Below are 21,116 nucleotides of genomic sequence, written 5' to 3' on the forward strand. Positions count from 1 at the left end.
GCCGTGATCGATATCAGCGAATCCGTGATGCAGTTCCTCCTCGCGTTCATCGTGGTCGGCCCGCTCATCGGCGCGGCCGCGGCGCTCCTCCCCGCCCCGCCCGGGCTGAAGGGGAAGTCCCCGGACCAGGCCGTGCTGCGCCACGGCGTGACCGTGACCGGCGCGGTCCTCGCCGCCGCGATCGTCCTCATGCTGGGCTTCGACCACGACCAGCCGTCGAAGATGCAGGCCACGACGGACATCAGCTGGATCCCCGCGCTCGACGTACGGATCCACCTCGGTACCGACGGCATCTCGCTCCCCCTCCTCGTCCTGACCGCGCTGCTGACCTTCCTCTGCGCGCTGTACAGCTACTTCAAGATGCCCGCGGGCCCGTCCCCGAAGGCCTTCGTCGCCCTGCTGCTCGTCCTCGAGTCCGGCACGCTCGCGACCTTCGCCGTACTCGACCTGCTGCTGTTCTTCCTGGCCTTCGAGATGGTCCTCATCCCGATGTACTTCCTCATCGCCCGCTGGGGCGGCGAGGGCCGGCGCCAGGCCGCCTGGCGGTTCATCCTCTACACGCTGCTCGGTTCGGTCGTCATGCTGCTCGGCCTGCTCCTCGTCGGGCTGAAGGCGGGCACGTTCGACATGGTGGCACTCGCCACTGACAACGGCCGTGACATCACCACATCCGTGCAGGTCATCGCCGTTCTGGCGATCGGCGTCGGCCTCGCGGTGAAGACCCCGATGTGGCCGCTGCACAGCTGGCTGCCGGACGCCCACACCGCCGCCCCGACCGTCGGCTCGGTGCTCCTCGCGGGCGTCCTGCTGAAGATGGGTACGTACGGGTTCGTCCGGATCGTCCTGCCGATCACGCCCGACGGCATGCACGTCCTCGCCCCGTACCTCGCGGCCTTCGCCGTCGCCGGCATCATCTACGGATCGCTCGCCTGCCTCGCCCTGGCCCGCTCCGGCGCCAAGGGCGACCTCAAGCGCCTGATCGCGTACTCCTCCGTCGGCCACATGGGCTTCGTGCTCCTCGGCATCGCCACCATGACCCCCACCGGCGTCAACGGCGCGCTCTTCGCCAACATCGCCCACGGCCTCATCACGGGCCTGCTCTTCTTCCTGGTCGGCGCCCTCAAGGACCGCACCGGCACCACGGACCTCGACGCCCTGGCCCAGCAGACCGGCGCCGCGCTCTACGGCCGCGCGCCGCGCCTCGGCGGCCTGCTGGCCTTCGCCGCCGTCGCCTCTCTCGGCCTGCCCGGCCTCGCCGGGTTCTGGGGCGAGATGCTCGCGCTGTTCGGCGCGTTTCAGCCGGCCGCGGGCCTCAACCGCCCCGCCTTCCTGACGTTCATGGCCATCGGCGCCTTCGGCACGCTGCTCACGGCCGCGTACCTCCTCGTCGTCGTACGCCGCGTCTGCATGGGCGCCCAGCCCGCCGAGGGCCGGCCGCCGATCGCCGACGTCCGGCCGTACGAGTTCGCCGCCTGGACCCCGCTGGCCGTCCTCACCGTCCTCGCCGGCCTCTGGCCCGCGCTCCTCCTCGGCCTCACCGACCCGGCCGTGCAGAAGCTCCTCGCAGGAGGCAAGTCGTGACCGCCGCAGCCGCGAGCACCGCGAACACAGCCCAGCTCGTCCAGTCGGTCGACTGGGCGGCCATCGCGCCGCCCACCATCGCCGCCGTGACCGGCCTGGCCGTGCTCGTCGCCGACCTCTTCGTACCGAAGGACCGCCGCCGCCTCCTCGGCTGGCTGTCGATCGCCGGTCTCGCCGCCGCCCTCGTCGCCCTCGCGCCGCTACGCAAGGGCGACCGCTCCACCTTCTGCCTCACCACCGAGCCGGACGCGTGCAGCTACACCGCCGACCACTTCACCCTCGTCATCCAGCTCCTGGTGCTCGGCGGCGCCCTCCTGACGGCCCTGCTGTCGCTCACGGAGACCGAGGAGAAGCTCCCCGCCGGGGAGTTCTGGTTCCTGCTGCTCTCCTCCGCCGCTGGAGCGGCCCTGCTGCCCGCCTCCCGCGACCTGGCGACCCTGATCGTCGCCCTGGAGGTCGCCTCGCTGCCCGCGTTCGCGCTCGTCGGCCTCAAGCGCGGCGACCGCATGTCCGGCGAGGCGGCGCTGAAGTTCTTCCTCTCCTCCGTCACCGCGACCGCCGTGTCCCTGCTCGGCGTGAGCTTCGTGTACGCCTCGACCGGCACGCTGCACCTGACGGAGATCGCCCAGGGCATCGACGACACCCCGGCCCAGCTCGCCACCCTCGCCAAGGCGGGCGTCGCCCTCACCCTCGTCGGCTTCGCCTTCAAGACGGCCGCCGTGCCGTTCCACTTCTGGGTGCCGGACACCTATGTCGGCGCGCCGCTCCCCGTCGCCGCGTTCCTCTCCGTCGTCGGGAAGGCGGTCGGCTTCACCGGCCTCATCCTGGTGACCGTCGTCGCGTTCCCCTCGTACGCCGACGTCTGGGGCCCGGCCCTGTCCGTGCTGGCCGCCCTGACCATGACCGTCGGGAACGTCGCCGCCCTGCGGCAGGTCTCCACGCGCGCGTGGAGCGCCGTCCGGCTGCTGGCCTGGTCCTCCGTGGCGCAGGCCGGCTACCTCCTGGTACCGATCGCGGCCGCCGCGTACTCCAGCAACGACCAGATCGGCGCCACCGTCTCGTACGCCCTGATGTACGCCGTCGTGAACCTCGGCGCCTTCGCGGTCGCCGCCCTGGTGGCCCGTACGCGGCCGCTCAACCGGATCTCCGACTACCGGGGCCTGTACGCGACCCGGCCCGTCACCGCGCTCGCCATGGGCTTCTTCCTGCTGTGTCTGGCGGGCCTGCCGCCCGGCATCATCGGCCTGTTCGCCAAGGTGACCGTGTTCCAGTCGGTGGTCGACGCGGGCCTGGGCTGGCTCGCCGTCGTCATGGGCGTCAACGTGGTGATCGGTCTCTACTACTACCTCCAGTGGACGGCGGTGCTGTTCCGCGCCCCCGAGGCCGGGACGAAGACGGAGGCGGTGGTGGCCCGCGCGGCCGCCCCCGCGCCGATCACCCTCGCCATCGGCCTCACGGCCTTCGCAGGCGTCCTGCTGTCCGGCTACCCCCAGCTGGTGCTGCGCTTCGCCGCGAGCACCCTGTTCTGATCCCCCCACCACTTTCGGGAGCACGACCGTGCTGAACGGTTTCAAGGACTTCGTCCTGCGCGGAAACGTCATCTCCATGGCGATCGGCCTGGCGGTCGGAGCCGCCTTCACGGCGGTCGTCACGGCCTTCAGCAACGCCTTCATCGTGCCGCTCATCGGCCTCGCCACCGGCTCGATCGGCGACTACAGCAAGGCCACCTTCACGGTGGAGGGCGCGAAGTTCCCGTACGGCCTCTTCGTCAGCGCGATCCTCGCCTTCCTGATCACGGCGGCCGTCCTGTACTTCGGTGTCGTGGTCCCGATGATGAAGATCCAGAGCCGCTTCAAGCGGGACGAGCCCTTCGACATCAAGGCGGCCCTGCGCGACTGCCCCCGCTGCTACTCCGAGATCCCCGCCGTCGCCAGCCGCTGCCGCCACTGCACCAGCGAGGTCGAGCCGCTGCCCGAGGCGCTCGCCAAGGCCGGCCTGATGCCGGCCCCGCGCTGAGTCGCCCGGACGGCCGAGCGCACCGCCCCCCGCGCGCGAGGGAACCCGCCACTCCCGCCTGGCGTTGACCAGTACGGGAGGGTCCACTGGACAGTGGACGAGGACCAGCACCAGCAAGGGTTCCCCTGCCGCACCACTTGGAGGGCGTACCGTGCACCGCCGGCACAACGGGCTGAAGACCGCCGTACTCCTCGGGGGACTGTCCGCACTCATCATCCTCATCGGCAGCCTCTTCGGGCGTACGGGCCTGATCGTCGGGTTGGTCGTTGCGCTCGGCACCAACGGGTACGCGTACTGGAACAGCGACAAGCTGGCCCTGCGCGCCATGCGGGCCCGACCGGTGAGCGAGTTCCAGGCGCCGCAGCTGTACCGGATGGTCCGCGACCTGTCGACGCAGGCCCGCCAGCCGATGCCGCGGCTCTACATCTCTCCGACCATGGCCCCGAACGCCTTCGCCACCGGCCGCAACCCCCGCAACGCCGCGGTCTGCTGCACCGAGGGCATCCTCCAGATCCTCGACGAGCGCGAGCTGCGCGGTGTGATCGGCCACGAGCTCAGCCACGTCTACAACCGCGACATCCTGATCTCGTCCGTGGCCGGCGCCCTCGCCTCGGTGATCATGTTCCTGGTGAACTTCGCCTGGCTCATTCCGATCGGCCGCTCGGACGACGACGAAGGCCCCGGCCTGCTCGGCATGCTGCTGATCATGCTGCTCGGTCCGCTCGCCGCGTCGGTCATCCAACTCACCATCAGCCGCTCGCGGGAGTACGAGGCGGACGCCTCGGGCGCCCAGCTGACCGGCGACCCGCTGGCCCTGGCCAGCGCCCTGCGGAAGCTGGAGGCGGGCGCCAAGCGGCTCCCGCTGCCGCCGGAGCCCAGGATCGAGACCGCCAGCCACATGATGATCGCCAACCCGTTCCGGCCGGGCCAGGGGCTCGCCCGGATGTTCTCCACCCACCCGCCGATGGCGGAACGTATTGCCCGGCTCGAGCAGATGGCAGGTCGCCGCCCGTGAAGACGATCCTCAACCTCGTATGGCTGGTGCTGAGCGGCTTCTGGCTGTTCCTCGGCTACCTCGTGGCCGGCCTGCTGCTCTGCATCACCGTCATCGGCATCCCCTTCGGCGTCGCCGCGTTCCGCATCGGCCTGTACGCCTTGTGGCCCTTCGGCCAGACGGTGGTGGACCGCCGCGACGCGGGCGCGGCGTCCTGCGTCGGGAACGTGCTGTGGCTGGTGCTGGCGGGCTGGTGGCTGGCGATCGGCCACATCGTCACGGGCATCGCCCTGTGCGTCACGATCATCGGGATCCCGCTCGGCATCGCCAACTTCAAGCTGATCCCGGTCTCGCTGCTGCCGCTCGGCAAGGAGATCGTTCCGACGGACCGGCCCTTCGCCGCCCGCTGACGCCCGAGCGTGGCGGTCGCGTCACCGATTGTCAGTGGCGTGGTCCACCATGGCCACATGACGGAACACGAGTACGACCCAGAGGCCTGGGCAACCCGAATATCCCGCGTTTCCCGCGCCGCCCGGACCTACCCGCGCCGGACCGCGTAGATCACCGCGCCCGCCGCCAGTACCGCCGCGCCCGCGAGTACGGACGACACCGGCAGGGCGAACGCCAGCAGCGCGCACCCCGCCAGGCCCGCCACCGCCAGGGCGCGGCCGGTCCCGAGGGTCCACGCCGAGGCGTTGGCGATGGCGTAGTAGGCCAGCACCCCGAACGACGAGAAGCCGATCGCCCCGCGCAGGTCCGCTGTGGCCGCCACCACCGCGACGAGCGCGCCCACCGCCAGCTCCGCGTGGTGCGGCACCTGGAAGCGGCGGTGGACGGCGGCGAGGGCGCGCGGCAGGTGGCCGTCGCGGGCCATCGCCAGCGTCGTCCGGGAGACGCCGAGGATCAGCGCCAGCAGCGAACCGAGCGCGGCCACCGCCGCGCCGACCCGCACCACCGGGACCAGCCAGCCGTGGCCCGCCGCCCGCGCCGCGTCCGCGAGCGGAGCCGCCGACTGGGCCAGCTCCCGCGTGCCCAGCACCGACAGCACGGAGACCGCCACACCCACGTACACCACGAGCGCGATGCCCAGGGCGAGGGGGACCGCCCGCGGGATGGTCCGCGCCGGATCCCTGACCTCCTCGCCGAGGGTGGCGATCCGCGCGTACCCCGCGAAAGCGAAGAACAGCAACCCCGCGGCCTGGAGCACACCGCCCACCGTCGCGTCGCTCCCCAGCTCCAGCCGCCCGAAGTCCGCGGCCCCCGACCCGAGAGAGGAGACCGCCACCGCGGCCAGGACCGCCAGCACCACCGCCACGATCGCGCGCGTCACCCACGTCGACTTCTGCACGCCCCCGTAGTTCACGGCGGTCAGCGCCACCACCGCCGCGACCGCGACCGCGTGCGCCTGCCCCGGCCACACGTACGCGCCGACCGTCAGCGCCATCGCCGCGCACGACGCGGTCTTGCCCACGACGAAGGCCCAGCCCGCCAGGAACCCCCAGAAAGGACCGAGCCGTTCGCGACCGTACACATAGGTGCCACCCGACGCCGGGTAGCGGGCGGCGAGGCGCGCCGACGCCATGGCGTTGCAGTACGCCACGCCCGCGGCCAGCGCGAGCCCCGCCAGCAGCCCGCTGCCGGCCGCTCCGGCCGCCGGTGCCAGCGCCGCGAAGATCCCGGCGCCGACCATGGAGCCCAACCCGATGACGACCGCGTCGAAGACGCCCAGCGACCGCCGCAACTCCCGTGTCATGTGCCGCACCCTACTGACGCCCGCAACCTCCCCGGCCGCCCCCGGCGTCCTTCACGACAACACCGTATGAAAGGCAGGTTCCCGGCATGAGCTTCCTCAGCTGGATCGTCCTCGGGCTGCTGGCCGGAGTCATCGCCAAGATCCTGCTCCCGGGCCGCGACCCGGGCGGCCTGATCGGCACCACCGTCATCGGCGTCGCGGGGGCGTTCGTCGGCGGCTGGCTGTCGGCCCGCCTCCTGGACCGGCCGATCACCAACGAGTTCTACGACGGGGCCACCTGGGCGGCGGCCATCGGCGGCTCGCTGGTGCTGCTGATCGCCTACCGGATCCTGTTCGGCCACTCCCGCTCCCGCTGAGCGCCGCGCCGCGCCGCGCCTTCAGGAGAGCCCGGTCTCCCGCAGGGTGATATTCAGCCGCCCCGAGGCGAGCCCCACCCCCGGGTCGCCCGTGTCCGGGTACACCTTCGGCACGCCGTGGTACGCGAACCGCGACGGCCCGCCGAAGACGAACAGATCGCCCGACGCCAGCTCCACGTCCGTGTAGGGCCGTCCGCGCGTTTCGGTGTTCCCGAACCGGAAGACGCAACGGTCCCCGATGCTCAGCGACACCACCGGAGCGCCGGACCGCTCCTCCCGGTCCCGGTGCATGCCCATCCGGGCCCCGCGCTCGTAGAAGTTGACCAGCGCGGTGTCCGGGGCATAGCCGCCGTGCCCGCCTTCGTCCCCGCCTTTATCCCCGTACGCCGCCACGAGCGCCGCCCGCCCCAACTCCGCCAGCCAGTCGGGGAACTCCGCCACGCGGGCGCCGTTCACGTCGTCGGCGGTGCGGCTGTAGCGGTACGGCTGCCAGTGCCAGCCCACGCACACGGTGCGGACGGACATCAGGCCACCGCCCGGCAGCACCGTGTGCCGCATCGGTACGGGCCCGCGTGCCCACCCCCGGCACGCCTCGACGAGCTGCCGCTGCCGCCGCACCGACAGCCACCCGGGCACGTGCACCGCGCCCGGCGCGACCTCCGTCCGTTCGCGGCGCAGCGGAAACAGGCCGTCGGCCCCGCCCGTCACCGCGCCCGCACGCCTTCCAGACCCAGCAGCCGCTCCTTGCGCTCCAGCCCGGCCGCGTACCCGCGCAGCGCCCCGTCCGCGCCGATGACCCGGTGGCAGGGGCGTACCACCAGCAGCGGGTTGCGCCCGATCGCCGTCCCCACGGCCCGTACCCCGGCCCCCGGCGAGCCGACCCGTGCGGCGATCTCCCCGTACGTCGCGGTCTCGCCGTACGGGATGTCCTCCAGCGCCCGCCACACCCGCCGCTGGAAGGCCGTGCCGGTCCCGTCGGCGTACGGGATGTCGAAGCGCGTCAGCCGGCCCGCGAAGTACGCCGCGAGCTGCGCGGCGATGCCCTCGAACGCCTCCGGCGCGTGCCGCCACCCGTCCTGGACGACCGCGCCGCCCTTCTGCTCCGGCAGCGAGAGCGAGACCAGCGCGGTGCCGGCCCCGGTCGGGGCGGACTCCTCGCCGACCAGCAGCATCGCGCCGAGCGGCCCGTCGACGTACGCGTACACCGTCATGGCTCGGTCTTCCCTTCCTCGCGCTCGGCCCCTTGCGGGGCCCGACCGCCAGTCTGGGCCCGGACCCGCCCCGACCGCTGGCGGAAATCGGACACGAAGGCCAGGCCTCGGCGGCCCCGGCAGCGGCTCAGCGGTAGTTCACGAACTGCAGCGCGAAGTCGAAGTCCTGCTGCTTCAGCAGGGCGATCACGGCCTGCAGATCGTCACGGCTCTTCGAGCTGACCCGCAGCTCCTCGCCCTGCACCTGCGCCTTGACGCCCTTGGGGCCCTCGTCACGGATGATCTTCGCCACCTTCTTGGCGTTCTCCTGGGAGATGCCCTCCTGGATCGACGCGAAGATCTTGTACTCCTTGCCGGACAGCTGCGGCTCACCGGCGTCCAGCGCCTTCAGCGAGATGCCCCGCTTGATCAGCTTGGACTGGAAGACGTCGAGGATGGCGTTGACCCGCTCCTCCGAGTTCGCCTGCATCAGGATCTTGTCGCCGGACCAGGAGATGGAGGCTCCGACGTTCTTGAAGTCATAGCGCTGGGAGATCTCCTTCGCCGCCTGGTTGAGGGCGTTGTCGACCTCCTGCCGATCGACCTTCGAGACGATGTCGAAACTGGAGTCGGCCATGTCCTGTGGCTCCTTGGGTCGGGTGCGTGTCAGTGCCTCAAAGCCTAGTCACCCACACCCGCCCCACCTGCTGATCAAACCGGTGGCCAAGCACCCCCTGGCATCAGGTATTGTTTACGTCGTTGCCACGGAGCACCGCCGAAAGCGGATCTCTCCACGGCGACATCCCATGGCGGTGTGCCCGAGTGGCCAATGGGAGCGGACTGTAAATCCGTCGGCTTAGCCTACCCAGGTTCGAATCCTGGCGCCGCCACGCGATGAGACGGCCCCTGATCTGCGGAAACGTGAGATCGGGGGCCGTTTTTCATGTACCCGGCCAGCGGGGCCCGGGCCGTGCACCCGGGCCGGGCGCTCTCCCACGCAGCGAGACGGTCAGTCCGCCAGGCGGAACGCCAGCTCCGTCTCCCACTTCGCCGGGTCCGGCTCCTCGCGCGGGTCCGTGCGGTACGACTCGATGCGGCAGCCCCACCGTTCCACGCCGTCCACCACCCGCATGTCCCACTCCAGCCCCTGCTCCCGCGCCCACTCCAGCAGGGTCCCGACCGCCGCGAGGAGCCCCTCCGGATGGCCGACGCGGGTGAGGGTCGCGTAACGGCCGGCCGGCAGGAGGGCCACGCCGACGTCGCCCTCCGGTTCCAGGGCCGACGCGACCGGGATGCCTGCCTCCACTTCGCACGCGCCCCCGTCCGGCGCGACCGTGTTGTACCGGAAGAACGGCGCCCCGGCGCGCGGGATGTCCCGCGCGGCCAGCCACCCCACCAGCTCGGGCAGCCGGTCGGCGACCTCGGCGAAGTGGTCCATCGTCACGGAGCGGCGCAGGAAGACGTACGGCTGCTCGGGCCGCTCCTCCACCACCGGCGAGATCCCCGCCGCTCCCGCGCCCCTCACTCGCCCGCGATCGCCTTGACGGCGACCGCCACCGGCACCGACCCGCTCACCAGCTCCAGCGTCAGCCCCGCCGTCGCCGGGGTCTCCACCAGCTCGGCCAGCACCGCCGCCACGTCGTCGCGCGGCACCGGCCCGCGCCCGGTGGACGCCTCCAGCCGGACGAGCCCCGTACCGGCGTCGTTCGTCAGCATGCCGGGCTTGAGGATCGTCCAGTCCAGGCCGCTGCGCGACCGCACGTAGTCGTCCGCCGCGCCCTTCGCCCGCAGGTACGCGTCGAAGACCTCGTCGCCCTGCCGCCGCGCGTCCGCGCCCATCGACGAGACCATCAGGAACCGCCGTACCCCCGCCCGTTCCGCCGCGTCCGCGAAGAGCTCCGCCGCGCCCCGGTCCACGGTGTCCTTGCGTGCGGCGCCACTGCCCGGCCCGGCGCCGGCGGCGAAGACCGCCGCGTCCGCGCCGCGCAGCACCTCCACGACCTCGTCGGCCGACGCCGACTCCAGATCCAGGACGACCGGTTCGGCGCCCGCCTCGCGCAGCGCGTCCGCCTGTTCCGGGTCGCGGATGATCCCCGCGGCCTCGTGCCCGCCGGCCGAGAGCAGCCGCTCCAGCCGCAGGGCGATCTGACCGTGTCCTCCAGCGATGACAATGCGCATGCTCTCGACCGTACGACCCCGGAGCCGAAAGCGCTCAGGGACGGGCGTCCGGCCGTCCCTGGCGCGGCAGTTCGAGCGCCGCCGCCGAGTCGCAGTACTCCCGCACCGCGCTCGTCCGCGCCACCACCCGCCCCCGGTGCACCACGATCCGGCTGTACGCCAGCGACAGCACCCCCGACAGCCGCTCCCCGCGTACCGCCAGCAGCTCCGCCGGAAAGCCCGCCTCCACGCGCACGGCCGGCAGCCCCATCGCCTCCCGCGCGGCCCCGCTCACCGCCGCGTACGCCTCGGCGGCCGCCAGCCCGCCCTGCGAGGCCAGCAGGTACGCCGCCTCCAGCGGATCGCCCCGCCCCACCGGATTGGCCACGTCCCGCAGCGCCCCGCTCCCCGCCGCCAGCCGCACCCCCGCCGCCCGCAGCAGCCGTACGGGCGCCGCGCCGCGCACCTCCGTCCCGGCGCAGCCGCCCTGCGGCAGGCACACGACCGTCACGCCCGCCGCCGCGAGCCGGTCGGCCGCCCGGGCCGCCGCGTCCCGTGGCAGCCATCCCAGGGCCCCGCAGGGGCCGATGGTGACCCCGGGCCGCAGGCCGCCGGCCAGCGCGGCCAGCCGCGCCAGGCGGGCCGGATCGTCGCCGTCGGTGTGCAGGTCCACCGGGCAGCCGTGCTCGGCCGCCACCTCCAGCACCGCCTCCGCGTACCCGATGGGATCCGGGTCCAGGTCCGGGCAGCCCCCGACGACGGAAGCGCCCATCTTCACCGCGTCGCGCAGCATCGCCAGCCCGTCCGCGCCCGCCACGCCGGTCAGCAGCCGCGGCACGGCCACCGCCGTCAGGTCGGCCAGCCCGCGCAGCGAGCGGCGTGCCTGGAGGACCGCCTCCAGCGGCCCGAGGCCCTGCACGTCGCCGATCCGGACGTGGGCGCGCACGGCGGTCGCGCCGTGGCCGAGCTGGAGCAGCGCGGCCTCGGTGGCGCGGCGCTGGACGTCCTCCGTGGCGTACGACACGGGGCCGGGGAAGTCGGCGCTCAGGGCGGTGTCGGCGTGGGCGTGCGGCTCGGCGGGGGCGGGCAGCAGCACGTAGCCGCCGAGGTCGACCCGGGCGGTGCCGGCGGCTGGCAGGCTGCCCGCCGTGCCGACGGCCTCGATACGCCCGCCGGCGAGCCGTACGTCGACGGTCCGGCCGTCGGTGAGGCGGGCGCCGCACAGCAGCAGCGTGGTGGTGTCGGCGGTGGCGCCCTCGGGCGGGTGCGGCTGCTGGCTGTCGGAGGACATCTGGCTCCTCTGGCTCCTGGCGCTCCTGGCGCTCCTGGCGGGGGCTCGGGCGCGACCCGGACATCGGTCGTCAGGGCGCGGGTACGCGCAAGATCACGCAGCGTGAGGCGAGCCTAGGGGCCCTTCCGCGGGGCTTCGAGGAGGAGCGCAATAGTCGTACCGGCGTGGGGCGCGAGTGGCCTACGGGGTGGGGGAGTCGGCAGTCGTCGCGCCGCCCGGAATCGGATTTGGGCGAACGGCGGCCGACCGTGTAATGTCTTCATCGCTCGCCCCAATAGCTCAGTCGGCAGAGCGTCTCCATGGTAAGGAGAAGGTCTACGGTTCGATTCCGTATTGGGGCTCTGGTGTCGGTGATCCTCGCCTTCGGGCGAGGGGATCCAGCATCACAGCGGTGTAGCTCAGTCGGTAGAGCAAGCGGCTCATAATCGCTGTGTCACCGGTTCAAGTCCGGTCACCGCTACTCACACAAAGTAGCCGATTGTAGGGTCGGTCCTTCGATCGGCTACTCTTTCTTGCGTTCACCCGTCCATCCGTCCGTCATAGGAGCACTCACGTGGCTGCCACCGACGTCCGCCCGAAGATCACGCTGGCCTGCGTGGAGTGCAAGGAGCGGAACTACATCACCAAGAAGAACCGGCGCAACAACCCGGACCGTCTTGAGATGAAGAAGCACTGCCCGCGCTGCAACGCGCACACTGCGCACCGCGAAACGCGCTGAATCAGGCTCGTACACGAGGCCGTCCCCACCCGGGGGCGGCCTCGTGTCGTTTGTCACCACGATCATTGCCACAGTCGGCAGGAGCATCAGCAGGAGGTAGCCAGCCCATGGCGCTCGACCAGTCCTTCGTGGGGCGGACCTATCCGCCCACCGCGCCGTACGAGGTCGGCCGGGAAAAGATCCGCGAATTCGCCGAGGCGATCGGTGACGCGAATCCGGCTTACGTCGATACGGAGGCTGCCAAGGCGCTGGGCCACCCCGATGTGATCGCCCCGCCGACTTTTGTGTTCGCCATCACGTTCAAGGCGGCCGGACAGATCATCGAGGACCCGCAGCTGGGCCTCGACTACAGCCGGGTGGTCCACGGCGACCAGAAGTTCGCCTACAGCCGTCCGGTACGCGCGGGGGACCGGCTCTCGGTCACCTCGACCATCGAGGCCATCAAGACGCTCGCGGGCAACGACATCATGGACGTCCGGGGCGAGGTGCACGACGAGGCCGGCGAGCACGTCGTGACGGCGTGGATCAAGCTGGTGGCGCGGGCCGCCGAGGAGGCGTGAGGCGACGATGACGGCGAAGATCGCATACGACGAGGTCGAGGTCGGCACCGAGCTCCCGGCGCAGAGCTTCCCCGTGACGCGCGCCACGCTGGTGCGGTACGCGGGCGCCTCCGGGGACTTCAACCCGATCCACTGGAACGAGAAGTTCGCCAAGGAGGTCGGCCTGCCGGACGTCATCGCGCACGGCATGTTCACCATGGCGGCGGCGATCCGGGTGGTCACGGACTGGGTCGGCGACCCGGCCGCGGTGGTCGAGTACGGCGTGCGCTTCACCAAGCCGGTCGTGGTCCCCAACGACGACCAGGGCGCCGTGATCGACGTCACGGCGAAGGTGGCCGCGAAGCTGGACGACAACCGGGTGCGGGTCGACCTCACCGCGATGAGCGCGGGCCAGAAGGTCCTCGGCATGTCGCGCGCCGTGGTGCGGCTGGCCTGAGGCCCCCGCCCGGCTGCCCCGGCCGCCCCCAGGGGCACCGAGGGGGGCGAGGTGGCTTCGCTGTCGGTCCCCACCCGTAGTCTTGGGGCCGTGCAGGAACTCCACGACGCCCCCCTCGCCCCGCTGACCACCTTCCGGCTCGGCGGGCCCGCCACCCGCCTCGTCACGGCCACGACCGACGCCGAGGTCGTCGCCGCCGTGCGCGAGGCGGACGCCGCCGGGACGCCGCTGCTGATCATCGGCGGCGGCTCCAACCTCGTCATCGGCGACAAGGGCTTCGACGGCACCGCCCTGCGCATCGCCACGCAGGGCTTCTCCCTGGACGGCACGCGGCTGGAGCTCGCCGCCGGCGAGGTCTGGTCGGACGCCGTCGCGCGCACCGTCGAGGCCGGGCTCGCGGGCATCGAGTGCCTCGCCGGCATCCCCGGCTCGGCGGGCGCCACGCCGATCCAGAACGTGGGGGCGTACGGCCAGGAGGTCTCCGCCACCATCACCGAGGTCGTGGCGTACGACCGCCGCGCCGGCGAGACCGTGACCCTTCCGAACGCCGCGTGCGACTTCTCGTACCGCCACAGCCGCTTCAAGGCGCACCCGGACCGGTTCGTGGTGCTGCGCGTCCGCTTCCAGCTGGAGGACGCGCAGGGCATGAGCGCCCCCATCCGGTACGCCGAGACGGCGCGCGCCCTGGGTGTCGAGCCCGGCGACCGCGTCCCGGCCGCCGTCGCGCGCGAGACGGTCCTCAAGCTGCGAGCGGGCAAGGGCATGGTCCTGGACCCCGAGGACCACGACACCTGGTCGGCCGGGTCCTTCTTCACCAACCCGATCCTCGACGAGGCCGCGTACGAGACGTTCCTCACCCGCGTCCGCGACCGCCTCGGCCCCGACGTCACCCCGCCCGCCTTCCCGGCGGGGGAGGGCCGCGTCAAGACCTCGGCGGCCTGGCTGATCGACAAGGCGGGCTTCACCAAGGGCTACGGCTCCGGCCCGGCCCGCATCTCCACGAAGCACACCCTCGCCCTCACCAACCGCGGCGGGGCCACCACCGAGGACCTCCTGGCGCTGGCCCGCGAGGTCGTCGCCGGCGTACGGGACGCCTTCGGCATCACGCTCGTCAACGAGCCGGTGACGGTCGGCGTCAGCCTCTGACCGCCCCACCCCGCCCGGCCCCGCCCGGGCCGGTCAGCAGCACGTCACGCACCCGGGGCGGCCGCCAGCCAGTCGTCGATGCCCGACAGCAGCTTCGCCCGCACGTCCTCCGGCGCCGCCGAGGCCCGTACCGACTGACGGGCCAGCTCGGCGAGCTCCTCGTCGGTGAAACCGTGGTGCACGCGCGCGATCTCGTACTGCGCCGCCAGCCGGGAGCCGAACAGCAGCGGGTCGTCCGCGCCCAGCGCCATCGGCACGCCCGCCTCGAACAGCGTCCGCAGCGGCACGTGCTCGGGCTTCTCGTAGACGCCCAGAGCCACGTTGGACGCCGGGCACACCTCGCAGGCCACGCCCTTCTCGGCCAGCCGCCGCAGCAGCCGCGGGTCCTCCGCGGCCCGCACCCCGTGCCCGATGCGCCGCGCCCCCAGATCGTCCAGGCAGTCCCGTACGGACGCGGGGCCGGTCAGCTCGCCGCCGTGCGGCGCCGCCAGCAGCCCGCCCTCGCGCGCGATCGCGAACGCCCGGTCGAATTCGCGCGCCATGCCGCGCCGCTCGTCGTTCGAGAGCCCGAACCCGACCACACCCCGGTCCGCGTACCGGACGGCGAGCCGCGCCAGCGTGCGGGCGTCCAGTGGATGCCTCATGCGGTTCGCGGCGACGACGACGCGCATTCCGAGGCCGGTCTCGCGCGACGCGCTCTCCACCGCGTCCAGGATGATCTCCAGCGCCGGGATCAGCCCGCCCAGCCTCGGCGCGTACGACGTCGGGTCCACCTGGATCTCCAGCCACCCGGACCCGTCCCTGACGTCCTCCTCCGCGGCCTCGCGCACCAGCCGCCGGATGTCCTCCGGCTCGCGCAGGCACGACCGGGCGAGGTCGTACAACCGCTGGAAGCGGAACCACCCGCGCTCGTCGGTCGCCCGCAGCCTCGGGGGCTCCCCGCCGGTCAGCGCCTCGGGCAGGTGGACGCCGTATTTGTCGGCGAGCTCCAGCAGGGTGGCGGGCCGCATCGACCCGGTGAAGTGCAGGTGCAGATGGGCCTTGGGCAGCAGCCGCAGATCTCGAAGAACGTGCTCCATCTGGGGATCCTGCCAAACCGGTCGACCGCGCGGGAGCCCCCTTTTCGCTCCTTTCACCGATCGGGTGTTTGCGGGAACGGAAAAGCGGGCCCCACAGGGGCCCGCTTTTCGCGTCCGAAAATCCGGAGGTGCCTAGTCGCGCGCCTCCGCCAGCAGCTTCTGCATCCGCGACACGCCCTCCACCAGGTCCTCGTCGCCCAGCGCGTACGACAGCCGCAGGTAGCCCGGCGTACCGAACGCCTCACCCGGGACGACCGCGACCTCGGCCTCGTCCAGGATGAGCGCCGCCAGCTCCACGGAGGTTCCGGGGCGCTTGCCGCGGATCTCCTTGCCGAGCAGGCCCTTGACCGACGGGTACACGTAGAACGCGCCCTCCGGCGTCGGGCAGACCACGCCGTCGATCTCGTTGAGCATCCGCACGATCGTCTGACGGCGCCGGTCGAACGCGACGCGCATCTCGGCGACCGCGTCCAGGCTGCCGGAGACGGCGGCCAGGGCGGCGGCCTGCGCGACGTTGGAGACGTTCGACGTGGCGTGCGACTGGAGGTTCGTCGCGGCCTTCACCACGTCCTTCGGGCCGATGATCCATCCCACGCGCCAGCCGGTCATGGCGTACGTCTTGGCCACGCCGTTGACGACGATGCACTTGTCCCGCAGCTCCGGCAGGAGGGCCGGCAGCGAGGTGAAGGCGGCGTCGCCGTACACCAGGTGCTCGTAGATCTCGTCCGTCAGCACCCACAGGCCGTGCTCGACGGCCCAGCGGCCGATCGCCTCGGCGTCGGCCTTGCTGTAGACGGCGCCGGTCGGGTTCGACGGGGAGACGAACAGGACGACCTTGGTCCGCTCCGTACGGGCCGCCTCCAGCTGCTCCACCGACACCCGGTAGCCGGTGGTCTCGTCGGCGACGACCTCCACCGGGACACCGCCCGCCAGCCGGATCGACTCGGGGTACGTCGTCCAGTACGGCGCCGGGACGATGACCTCGTCGCCCGGGTCGAGGATCGCGGCGAAGGCCTCGTAGATCGCCTGCTTGCCGCCGTTGGTCACCAGGACCTGGGAGGCGTCGATCTCGTAGTCGGAGTCGCGCAGCGTCTTCGCGACGATCGCGGCCTTCAGCTCGGGCAGGCCGCCGGCCGGCGTGTAGCGGTGGTACTTCGGGTTGCGGCAGGCCTCGATCGCGGCCTCGACGATGTAGTCCGGCGTCGGGAAGTCGGGCTCACCCGCGCCGAAGCCGATCACCGGGCGACCGGCGGCCTTCAGGGCCTTGGCCTTGGCGTCGACGGCGAGGGTCGCGGACTCGGAGATCGCGCCGATGCGGGCGGAGACCCGGCGCTCGGTGGGAGGGATTGCAGCGCTCATGCGGCCCATCGTCCCAGACCCCGGAGGGGCCCGGTACACAGGTTTCGCTGTACGGACAAACGGTGCGTCAGCCCCTCCACAGGGGCTTTCGCCGCGACCGGCGGGCCGTGTCCGGGGCTATCTGTTCGACGCGGAGCCGCTGACCACGTACACTCTCTGCTCGTTGGCCCTCACCGACCACTTCCACGGATGCGGTAGGTTGGGGGAGAACGACAAAGGGTCGTAGCTCAATTGGTAGAGCACCGGTCTCCAAAACCGGCGGTTGGGGGTTCAAGTCCCTCCGGCCCTGCTACACACACCGCCAGGATGTGTGCGCAGGTATGTATGTCATTGCACCGCCGTGCGGCTCCACCCGGGCGCGGCACGGCCGACCCGGAATCAGGTGAGAGACGTGACGGACGCCGTAGGCTCCATCGACATGCCTGATGCCGAAGACGAAGCGCCCAAGAAGAACCGCAAGGGCGGCAAGCGCGGCAAGAAGGGCCCGCTGGGTCGTCTCGCGCTCTTCTACCGCCAGATCGTCGCCGAGCTGCGCAAGGTCGTCTGGCCCACGCGCAGCCAGCTGTCGACGTACACGACCGTCGTCATCATTTTCGTCGTCGTCATGATCGGTCTCGTGACCGTGATCGACCTCGGCTTCCAGGAAGCAGTCAAGTACGTCTTCGGCTGATTCCCGCGGAGGGCGCCCACCCCGGCGCCCCTTTTCGCATGTTCCACCCCATCTGTATCCAGGAAGAAGCAGCCACCGTGTCTGACCCGAACCTGAACGAGTCCGCCCAGGACGAGCTCGACGTCGTCGAGGCGGCCGACGAGGACCAGGCGGAAGCTGCGGACGCCGCTGCCGGCGAGGCGGCCGAGGAGGCCGCGCTCCACGTCGAGGACGAGGACGCGGACGAGGCCGTCGAGGACGAGGGCGACGTCGAGGCCGCCGAGGACGCGGACGAGGAGTCCGAGCTCGAGGCCGTCGAGGACGAGGACGAAGAGGCCGCCGAGGAGCCCGAGGCCCCCGTCGACCCGGTCGCCGCCCTGCGCGAGGAGCTGCGCGGCCTGCCCGGCGAGTGGTACGTGATCCACACCTACGCGGGCTACGAGAAGCGCGTGAAGGCGAACCTGGAGCAGCGTGCCGTCTCGCTGAACGTCGAGGACTTCATCTACCAGGCCGAGGTCCCCGAGGAAGAGATCGTCCAGATCAAGAACGGCGAGCGCAAGAACGTCAAGCAGAACAAGCTGCCTGGCTACGTGCTCGTCCGCATGGACCTGACGAACGAGTCCTGGGGCGTCGTCCGCAACACCCCCGGTGTCACCGGCTTCGTGGGCAACGCCTACGACCCGTACCCGCTGACCCTGGACGAGATCGTCAAGATGCTCGCCCCGGAGGCCGAGGCCAAGGCCGCCCGCGAGGCCGCCGAGGCCGAGGGCAAGCCGGCTCCGGCCCGCAAGGTCGAGGTCCAGGTGCTGGACTTCGAGGTCGGCGACTCGGTCACCGTCACCGACGGCCCGTTCGCCACGCTCCAGGCCACGATCAACGAGATCAACGCCGACTCGAAGAAGGTCAAGGGCCTCGTCGAGATCTTCGGCCGCGAGACCCCGGTCGAGCTGAGCTTCGACCAGATCCAGAAGAACTAACCCCACAGGTTTCCGGTCAGGTCAGATCAGCTGTCGCAGCTGCTCTGACCTGCTCGGTTTTTGGCCGCACTGCCATACCCGTTATCGTGGTGCGGTATGCCTCCATCCGGATGATCCGGGCGGAGGCTGGAAAACTCTCACTAGGACCCGGAGAGAGCAATGCCTCCCAAGAAGAAGAAGGTCACGGGGCTTATCAAGCTCCAGATCCAGGCCGGCGCGGCCAACCCGGCTCCGCCGGTCGGCCCCGCGCTGGGTCAGCACGGCGTCAACATCATGGAGTTCTGCAAGGCCTACAACGCCGCGACCGAGTCGCAGCGTGGCATGGTCGTGCCGGTGGAGATCACGGTCTACGAGGACCGTTCCTTCACCTTCGTCACCAAGACTCCGCCGGCCGCCAAGCTGATCCTCAAGGCCGCGGGCGTGGACAAGGGCTCCGGCGAGCCGCACAAGACCAAGGTCGCCAAGCTCACGCGCGACCAGGTCCGTGACATCGCCACCACCAAGATGCCCGACCTGAACGCCAACGACCTGGACGCCGCCGAGAAGATCATCGCCGGCACCGCCCGCTCCATGGGCATCACGGTCGAGGGCTGATCAGCCCCCTTGTGACCTTTGTGGGAGGGCCCGCGCTGGCCCCGACCACAACTCCACACCCGCCACGCGGCGCAGCCGCATGGTGTTACTACGCAGGAGAAGAAGTGAAGCGCAGCAAGGCTCTCCGCGGCGCGGACGCCAAGGTCGACCGGGAGCGCAACTACGCCCCCCTCGAGGCCGTCCGTCTCGCCAAGGACACCGCCGCCACCAAGTTCGACGGCACCGTCGAGGTCGCCTTCCGCCTGGGTGTCGACCCGCGCAAGGCGGACCAGATGGTCCGTGGCACCGTGAACCTTCCGCACGGCACCGGTAAGACCGCCCGGGTCCTGGTCTTCGCGACCGGTGACCGTGCTGCGGCCGCGGAGGCCGCGGGCGCCGACATCGTCGGCTCCGACGAACTGATCGACGAGGTCGCGAAGGGCCGTCTGGACTTCGACGCCGTCGTCGCCACCCCGGACCTCATGGGCAAGGTCGGCCGCCTCGGCCGCGTCCTCGGCCCCCGTGGTCTGATGCCGAACCCGAAGACCGGCACCGTCACGATGGACGTCGCCAAGGCCGTCACCGACATCAAGGGCGGCAAGATCGAGTTCCGTGTCGACAAGCACGCGAACCTGCACTTCATCATCGGCAAGGTCTCCTTCGACGAGACCAAGCTGGTCGAGAACTACGCCGCGGCGCTGGACGAGATCCTCCGTCTGAAGCCGTCGGCCGCCAAGGGCCGCTACATCAAGAAGGCGACCCTGAGCACCACGATGGGCCCCGGCATCCCGCTGGACCCGAACCGCACCCGCAACCTCCTCGTCGAGGAGGACCCGGCCGCCGTCTGATCCTGACGGCCGTCGCGGGTCTCGCGTACGAAGCCGGCCCCCATCGCTCTCCGGAGCGGTGGGGGCCGGTTTTTTCGCGCCCGGAGGCGAAGGGGCCCGTCAGCCGTTCGGCCCGATTTGCTTGACGGGGAACCATTCGCGTAAGCTTCCGAGGAAGCCAAAGACCGCTGGTCGTTGCCGTGCCCTCGCGAGGGGTCCGGTGGCCGAAGGATCCGCTAGCTGCGGACGACCCGCGCAGGTGACTGTGGATGTACTCCCGGATGCCGCTCCTCACGGAGCACAGCCGGTTGAGTCACGCCCCGTGCGCCTGCGCCGGGGCGTTTCGTTTTGCCCAGTCTCCTTCCTTCAGCCCACGCGGTCCGAATCACCCGGAAGGAGGCCGAGGCTCATGGCGAGGCCCGACAAGGCTGCCGCGGTTGCCGAGCTGACGGACAAGTTCCGCAGCTCCAACGCCGCTGTGCTGACCGAGTACCGCGGTCTCACCGTGGCACAGCTCAAGCAGCTGCGCCGTTCGCTCGGTGAGAACGCCCAGTACGCCGTGGTGAAGAACACGCTCACCCTGATTGCGGCCCGTGAGGCCGGGATCACGCTGGAGGACCAGCTCTTCGCTGGCCCGACGGCTGTCGCCTTCGTCACCGGTGACCCGGTGGAGTCGGCGAAGGGTCTTCGTGACTTCGCCAAGGAGAACCCGAACCTCATCATCAAGGGCGGTGTCCTTGACGGCAAGGCGCTGTCCGCCGATGAGATCAAGAAGCTCGCGGACCTCGAGTCCCGCGAGGTTCTGCTCGCCAAGCTGGCGGGCGCCATGAAGGGCAAGCAGTCCCAGGCTGCCGCGCTCTTCCAGGCGCTTCCCTCGAAGCTCGTCCGCACCGTGGACGCGCTCCGTGCCAAGCAGGCCGAGCAGGGCGGTGCCGAGTAATTCGGCTCGCGCATTGATCCGCGCCGCCTGACGCGTCGCGGGTCGTAGCGGGCCCAACGTACGCCCGCCTCACTTGTACACCCGGCACCAGCCGATTTAGTGGAAGGACCGCCATCATGGCGAAGCTGTCTCAGGACGAGCTGCTCGAGCAGTTCGAAGGCATGACCCTCATCGAGCTCGCCGCGTTCGTCTCGGCGTTCGAGGAGAAGTTCGACGTCACCGCCGCCGCTCCGGTCGCCGTTGCCGCCGCCGGCGCCCCGGGCGCCCCGGTCGAGGCCGCCGAGGAGAAGGACGAGTTCGACGTCATCCTCACCGGCGCCGGCGACAAGAAGATCCAGGTCATCAAGGTCGTGCGCGAGCTGACCTCCCTGGGTCTGAAGGAGGCCAAGGACCTCGTCGACGGCACCCCGAAGCCGGTCCTCGAGAAGGTCAACAAGGAGCAGGCCGACAAGGCTGCCGAGTCCCTCAAGGCCGCCGGCGCGGCTGTCGAGGTCAAGTGACCTTGCGGGTCTCC

At 71.3% G+C, this 21,116-nt stretch carries 25 protein-coding genes and 4 tRNA genes; 20 read left to right on the forward strand and 9 right to left on the reverse strand.

The window, feature by feature from the left end:
- The first annotated feature begins 3 nt into the window (after nucleotides 1-3).
- The 5 genes from ABZX67_RS29820 to ABZX67_RS29840 all read left to right on the forward strand — a co-directional run bounded on the left by ABZX67_RS29820 (nucleotide 4) and on the right by ABZX67_RS29840 (nucleotide 5,001).
- On the forward strand, nucleotides 4-1,581 hold the full coding sequence (locus ABZX67_RS29820) for an NADH-quinone oxidoreductase subunit M (protein WP_355366657.1): 1,578 nt from the start codon (nucleotides 4-6) through the stop codon (nucleotides 1,579-1,581).
- Nucleotides 1,578-3,110 carry an NADH-quinone oxidoreductase subunit N gene (locus ABZX67_RS29825; protein ID WP_355366660.1) on the forward strand — a complete coding sequence of 511 codons (1,533 nt, stop codon included), beginning with the start codon at nucleotides 1,578-1,580 and terminating at the stop codon, nucleotides 3,108-3,110. Before ABZX67_RS29820 ends, ABZX67_RS29825 begins: the two co-directional genes overlap by 4 nt.
- Before the next feature lie 28 nt (nucleotides 3,111-3,138).
- Complete coding sequence (mscL, locus tag ABZX67_RS29830; RefSeq protein WP_355366663.1) at nucleotides 3,139-3,597, forward strand: large conductance mechanosensitive channel protein MscL; 459 nt, start codon at nucleotides 3,139-3,141, stop codon at nucleotides 3,595-3,597.
- Nucleotides 3,598-3,748: 151 nt separating this feature from the next.
- The gene (htpX, locus tag ABZX67_RS29835) at nucleotides 3,749-4,612 is read left to right on the forward strand and encodes a zinc metalloprotease HtpX (RefSeq protein ID WP_355366666.1); all 864 of its coding nucleotides are present in this window, start codon (nucleotides 3,749-3,751) and stop codon (nucleotides 4,610-4,612) included.
- Nucleotides 4,609-5,001, forward strand: coding sequence for a YccF domain-containing protein (locus ABZX67_RS29840; protein ID WP_355366669.1), 393 nt, complete (start codon nucleotides 4,609-4,611; stop codon nucleotides 4,999-5,001). Before htpX ends, ABZX67_RS29840 begins: the two co-directional genes overlap by 4 nt.
- A gap of 128 nt (nucleotides 5,002-5,129) precedes the next feature.
- Here the strand turns inward: ABZX67_RS29840 and ABZX67_RS29845 are convergent, their stop codons facing one another.
- Nucleotides 5,130-6,344, reverse strand: coding sequence for an APC family permease (locus ABZX67_RS29845; RefSeq protein WP_355366672.1), 1,215 nt, complete (start codon nucleotides 6,342-6,344; stop codon nucleotides 5,130-5,132).
- A gap of 86 nt (nucleotides 6,345-6,430) precedes the next feature.
- Here ABZX67_RS29845 and ABZX67_RS29850 point away from each other — a divergent pair, with 86 nt between their 5' ends.
- Nucleotides 6,431-6,700 carry a GlsB/YeaQ/YmgE family stress response membrane protein gene (locus tag ABZX67_RS29850; protein ID WP_355366675.1) on the forward strand — a complete coding sequence of 90 codons (270 nt, stop codon included), beginning with the start codon at nucleotides 6,431-6,433 and terminating at the stop codon, nucleotides 6,698-6,700.
- Nucleotides 6,701-6,721: 21 nt separating this feature from the next.
- On the opposite strand, the gene ABZX67_RS29855 is transcribed toward ABZX67_RS29850, so the two are convergent.
- The 3 genes from ABZX67_RS29855 to ABZX67_RS29865 form a co-directional block, all read right to left on the reverse strand.
- On the reverse strand, nucleotides 6,722-7,408 hold the full coding sequence (locus ABZX67_RS29855) for an alpha-ketoglutarate-dependent dioxygenase AlkB (RefSeq protein WP_355366678.1): 687 nt from the start codon (nucleotides 7,406-7,408) through the stop codon (nucleotides 6,722-6,724).
- Nucleotides 7,405-7,911 (reverse strand): methylated-DNA--[protein]-cysteine S-methyltransferase, encoded by a 507-nt coding sequence (locus tag ABZX67_RS29860; protein WP_355366681.1) that lies wholly within the window; start codon nucleotides 7,909-7,911, stop codon nucleotides 7,405-7,407. The genes ABZX67_RS29855 and ABZX67_RS29860 overlap by 4 nt, the downstream gene beginning before the upstream one ends.
- A 127-nt stretch (nucleotides 7,912-8,038) precedes the next feature.
- Complete coding sequence (locus ABZX67_RS29865) at nucleotides 8,039-8,527, reverse strand: YajQ family cyclic di-GMP-binding protein (protein WP_355366684.1); 489 nt, start codon at nucleotides 8,525-8,527, stop codon at nucleotides 8,039-8,041.
- A gap of 171 nt (nucleotides 8,528-8,698) precedes the next feature.
- Between ABZX67_RS29865 and ABZX67_RS29870 the strand changes: the two genes are divergently transcribed.
- Nucleotides 8,699-8,780: transfer RNA gene (locus ABZX67_RS29870), tRNA-Tyr, on the forward strand.
- A 119-nt stretch (nucleotides 8,781-8,899) separates the two neighbouring features.
- Here ABZX67_RS29870 and ABZX67_RS29875 read toward each other — a convergent pair.
- The 3 genes from ABZX67_RS29875 to ABZX67_RS29885 are packed head-to-tail and all read right to left on the reverse strand — an operon-like array spanning nucleotide 8,900 to nucleotide 11,338.
- Nucleotides 8,900-9,415: a GyrI-like domain-containing protein gene (locus ABZX67_RS29875; RefSeq protein ID WP_355366687.1), complete on the reverse strand. Its 516-nt coding sequence runs from the start codon at nucleotides 9,413-9,415 to the stop codon at nucleotides 8,900-8,902.
- Entirely contained in the window at nucleotides 9,412-10,068 is a 657-nt protein-coding gene (locus ABZX67_RS29880) for an SDR family oxidoreductase (RefSeq protein ID WP_355366690.1), read from the reverse strand. The genes ABZX67_RS29875 and ABZX67_RS29880 overlap by 4 nt, the downstream gene beginning before the upstream one ends.
- A gap of 34 nt (nucleotides 10,069-10,102) precedes the next feature.
- Complete coding sequence (locus ABZX67_RS29885) at nucleotides 10,103-11,338, reverse strand: amidohydrolase family protein (RefSeq protein WP_355366693.1); 1,236 nt, start codon at nucleotides 11,336-11,338, stop codon at nucleotides 10,103-10,105.
- Between the two features lie 268 nt (nucleotides 11,339-11,606).
- Here ABZX67_RS29885 and ABZX67_RS29890 point away from each other — a divergent pair.
- The 6 genes from ABZX67_RS29890 to ABZX67_RS29915 all read left to right on the forward strand — a co-directional run bounded on the left by ABZX67_RS29890 (nucleotide 11,607) and on the right by ABZX67_RS29915 (nucleotide 14,198).
- A tRNA-Thr gene (locus tag ABZX67_RS29890) sits at nucleotides 11,607-11,679 on the forward strand.
- Nucleotides 11,680-11,725: 46 nt separating this feature from the next.
- Nucleotides 11,726-11,798, forward strand: a tRNA-Met gene (locus ABZX67_RS29895).
- Nucleotides 11,799-11,891: 93 nt separating this feature from the next.
- Nucleotides 11,892-12,056 carry a 50S ribosomal protein L33 gene (rpmG, locus tag ABZX67_RS29900; protein WP_003948671.1) on the forward strand — a complete coding sequence of 55 codons (165 nt, stop codon included), beginning with the start codon at nucleotides 11,892-11,894 and terminating at the stop codon, nucleotides 12,054-12,056.
- A 107-nt stretch (nucleotides 12,057-12,163) separates the two neighbouring features.
- Nucleotides 12,164-12,616 (forward strand): MaoC family dehydratase N-terminal domain-containing protein, encoded by a 453-nt coding sequence (locus tag ABZX67_RS29905; RefSeq protein WP_355366696.1) that lies wholly within the window; start codon nucleotides 12,164-12,166, stop codon nucleotides 12,614-12,616.
- Between the two features lie 7 nt (nucleotides 12,617-12,623).
- A complete protein-coding gene (locus tag ABZX67_RS29910; RefSeq protein ID WP_355366699.1) occupies nucleotides 12,624-13,052 on the forward strand; it encodes a MaoC family dehydratase in 429 nt (142 codons plus the stop codon).
- Between the two features lie 90 nt (nucleotides 13,053-13,142).
- Complete coding sequence (locus ABZX67_RS29915; RefSeq protein ID WP_355366702.1) at nucleotides 13,143-14,198, forward strand: UDP-N-acetylmuramate dehydrogenase; 1,056 nt, start codon at nucleotides 13,143-13,145, stop codon at nucleotides 14,196-14,198.
- 44 nt (nucleotides 14,199-14,242) lie between these two features.
- Here the strand turns inward: ABZX67_RS29915 and ABZX67_RS29920 are convergent, their stop codons facing one another.
- On the reverse strand, nucleotides 14,243-15,277 hold the full coding sequence (locus tag ABZX67_RS29920; RefSeq protein WP_355366705.1) for an adenosine deaminase: 1,035 nt from the start codon (nucleotides 15,275-15,277) through the stop codon (nucleotides 14,243-14,245).
- Between the two features lie 132 nt (nucleotides 15,278-15,409).
- On the reverse strand, nucleotides 15,410-16,636 hold the full coding sequence (locus tag ABZX67_RS29925) for a pyridoxal phosphate-dependent aminotransferase (RefSeq protein WP_355366707.1): 1,227 nt from the start codon (nucleotides 16,634-16,636) through the stop codon (nucleotides 15,410-15,412).
- Between the two features lie 216 nt (nucleotides 16,637-16,852).
- Here ABZX67_RS29925 and ABZX67_RS29930 point away from each other — a divergent pair.
- The 7 genes from ABZX67_RS29930 to rplL all read left to right on the forward strand — a co-directional run bounded on the left by ABZX67_RS29930 (nucleotide 16,853) and on the right by rplL (nucleotide 21,102).
- A tRNA-Trp gene (locus tag ABZX67_RS29930) sits at nucleotides 16,853-16,925 on the forward strand.
- A 102-nt stretch (nucleotides 16,926-17,027) separates the two neighbouring features.
- Complete coding sequence (gene secE, locus ABZX67_RS29935; RefSeq protein ID WP_355366709.1) at nucleotides 17,028-17,306, forward strand: preprotein translocase subunit SecE; 279 nt, start codon at nucleotides 17,028-17,030, stop codon at nucleotides 17,304-17,306.
- Nucleotides 17,307-17,344: 38 nt separating this feature from the next.
- A complete protein-coding gene (gene nusG, locus ABZX67_RS29940) occupies nucleotides 17,345-18,262 on the forward strand; it encodes a transcription termination/antitermination protein NusG (RefSeq protein WP_355366712.1) in 918 nt (305 codons plus the stop codon).
- A 159-nt stretch (nucleotides 18,263-18,421) separates the two neighbouring features.
- A complete protein-coding gene (gene rplK, locus ABZX67_RS29945; RefSeq protein ID WP_003956479.1) occupies nucleotides 18,422-18,856 on the forward strand; it encodes a 50S ribosomal protein L11 in 435 nt (144 codons plus the stop codon).
- A 104-nt stretch (nucleotides 18,857-18,960) separates the two neighbouring features.
- The gene (rplA, locus tag ABZX67_RS29950) at nucleotides 18,961-19,683 is read left to right on the forward strand and encodes a 50S ribosomal protein L1 (protein ID WP_355366715.1); all 723 of its coding nucleotides are present in this window, start codon (nucleotides 18,961-18,963) and stop codon (nucleotides 19,681-19,683) included.
- A gap of 388 nt (nucleotides 19,684-20,071) precedes the next feature.
- Nucleotides 20,072-20,602 carry a 50S ribosomal protein L10 gene (gene rplJ, locus ABZX67_RS29955; protein ID WP_355366718.1) on the forward strand — a complete coding sequence of 177 codons (531 nt, stop codon included), beginning with the start codon at nucleotides 20,072-20,074 and terminating at the stop codon, nucleotides 20,600-20,602.
- Nucleotides 20,603-20,718: 116 nt separating this feature from the next.
- On the forward strand, nucleotides 20,719-21,102 hold the full coding sequence (gene rplL, locus ABZX67_RS29960) for a 50S ribosomal protein L7/L12 (RefSeq protein WP_355366721.1): 384 nt from the start codon (nucleotides 20,719-20,721) through the stop codon (nucleotides 21,100-21,102).
- Nucleotides 21,103-21,116: the final 14 nt, after the last annotated feature.

This window comes from Streptomyces sp. NPDC003036, assembly GCF_040611175.1.
Taxonomy (GTDB): Bacteria; Actinomycetota; Actinomycetes; order Streptomycetales; family Streptomycetaceae; genus Streptomyces.

What these genes read in the sequence shown, in the direction of transcription:
- ABZX67_RS29845 (WP_355366672.1), bottom strand. Translation starts at nt 6,344, where the DNA reads ATGACACGGGAGTTGCGGCGGTCGCTGGGCGTCTTCGACGCGGTCGTC.
- ABZX67_RS29850 (WP_355366675.1), top strand. Translation starts at nt 6,431, where the DNA reads ATGAGCTTCCTCAGCTGGATCGTCCTCGGGCTGCTGGCCGGAGTCATC.
- ABZX67_RS29860 (WP_355366681.1), bottom strand. Translation starts at nt 7,911, where the DNA reads ATGACGGTGTACGCGTACGTCGACGGGCCGCTCGGCGCGATGCTGCTG.
- ABZX67_RS29865 (WP_355366684.1), bottom strand. Translation starts at nt 8,527, where the DNA reads ATGGCCGACTCCAGTTTCGACATCGTCTCGAAGGTCGATCGGCAGGAG.
- ABZX67_RS29880 (WP_355366690.1), bottom strand. Translation starts at nt 10,068, where the DNA reads ATGCGCATTGTCATCGCTGGAGGACACGGTCAGATCGCCCTGCGGCTG.
- ABZX67_RS29885 (WP_355366693.1), bottom strand. Translation starts at nt 11,338, where the DNA reads ATGTCCTCCGACAGCCAGCAGCCGCACCCGCCCGAGGGCGCCACCGCC.
- ABZX67_RS29905 (WP_355366696.1), top strand. Translation starts at nt 12,164, where the DNA reads ATGGCGCTCGACCAGTCCTTCGTGGGGCGGACCTATCCGCCCACCGCG.
- ABZX67_RS29910 (WP_355366699.1), top strand. Translation starts at nt 12,624, where the DNA reads ATGACGGCGAAGATCGCATACGACGAGGTCGAGGTCGGCACCGAGCTC.
- ABZX67_RS29920 (WP_355366705.1), bottom strand. Translation starts at nt 15,277, where the DNA reads ATGGAGCACGTTCTTCGAGATCTGCGGCTGCTGCCCAAGGCCCATCTG.
- ABZX67_RS29925 (WP_355366707.1), bottom strand. Translation starts at nt 16,636, where the DNA reads ATGAGCGCTGCAATCCCTCCCACCGAGCGCCGGGTCTCCGCCCGCATC.
- nusG (WP_355366712.1), top strand. Translation starts at nt 17,345, where the DNA reads ATGTTCCACCCCATCTGTATCCAGGAAGAAGCAGCCACCGTGTCTGAC.
- rplK (WP_003956479.1), top strand. Translation starts at nt 18,422, where the DNA reads ATGCCTCCCAAGAAGAAGAAGGTCACGGGGCTTATCAAGCTCCAGATC.
- rplJ (WP_355366718.1), top strand. Translation starts at nt 20,072, where the DNA reads ATGGCGAGGCCCGACAAGGCTGCCGCGGTTGCCGAGCTGACGGACAAG.
- rplL (WP_355366721.1), top strand. Translation starts at nt 20,719, where the DNA reads ATGGCGAAGCTGTCTCAGGACGAGCTGCTCGAGCAGTTCGAAGGCATG.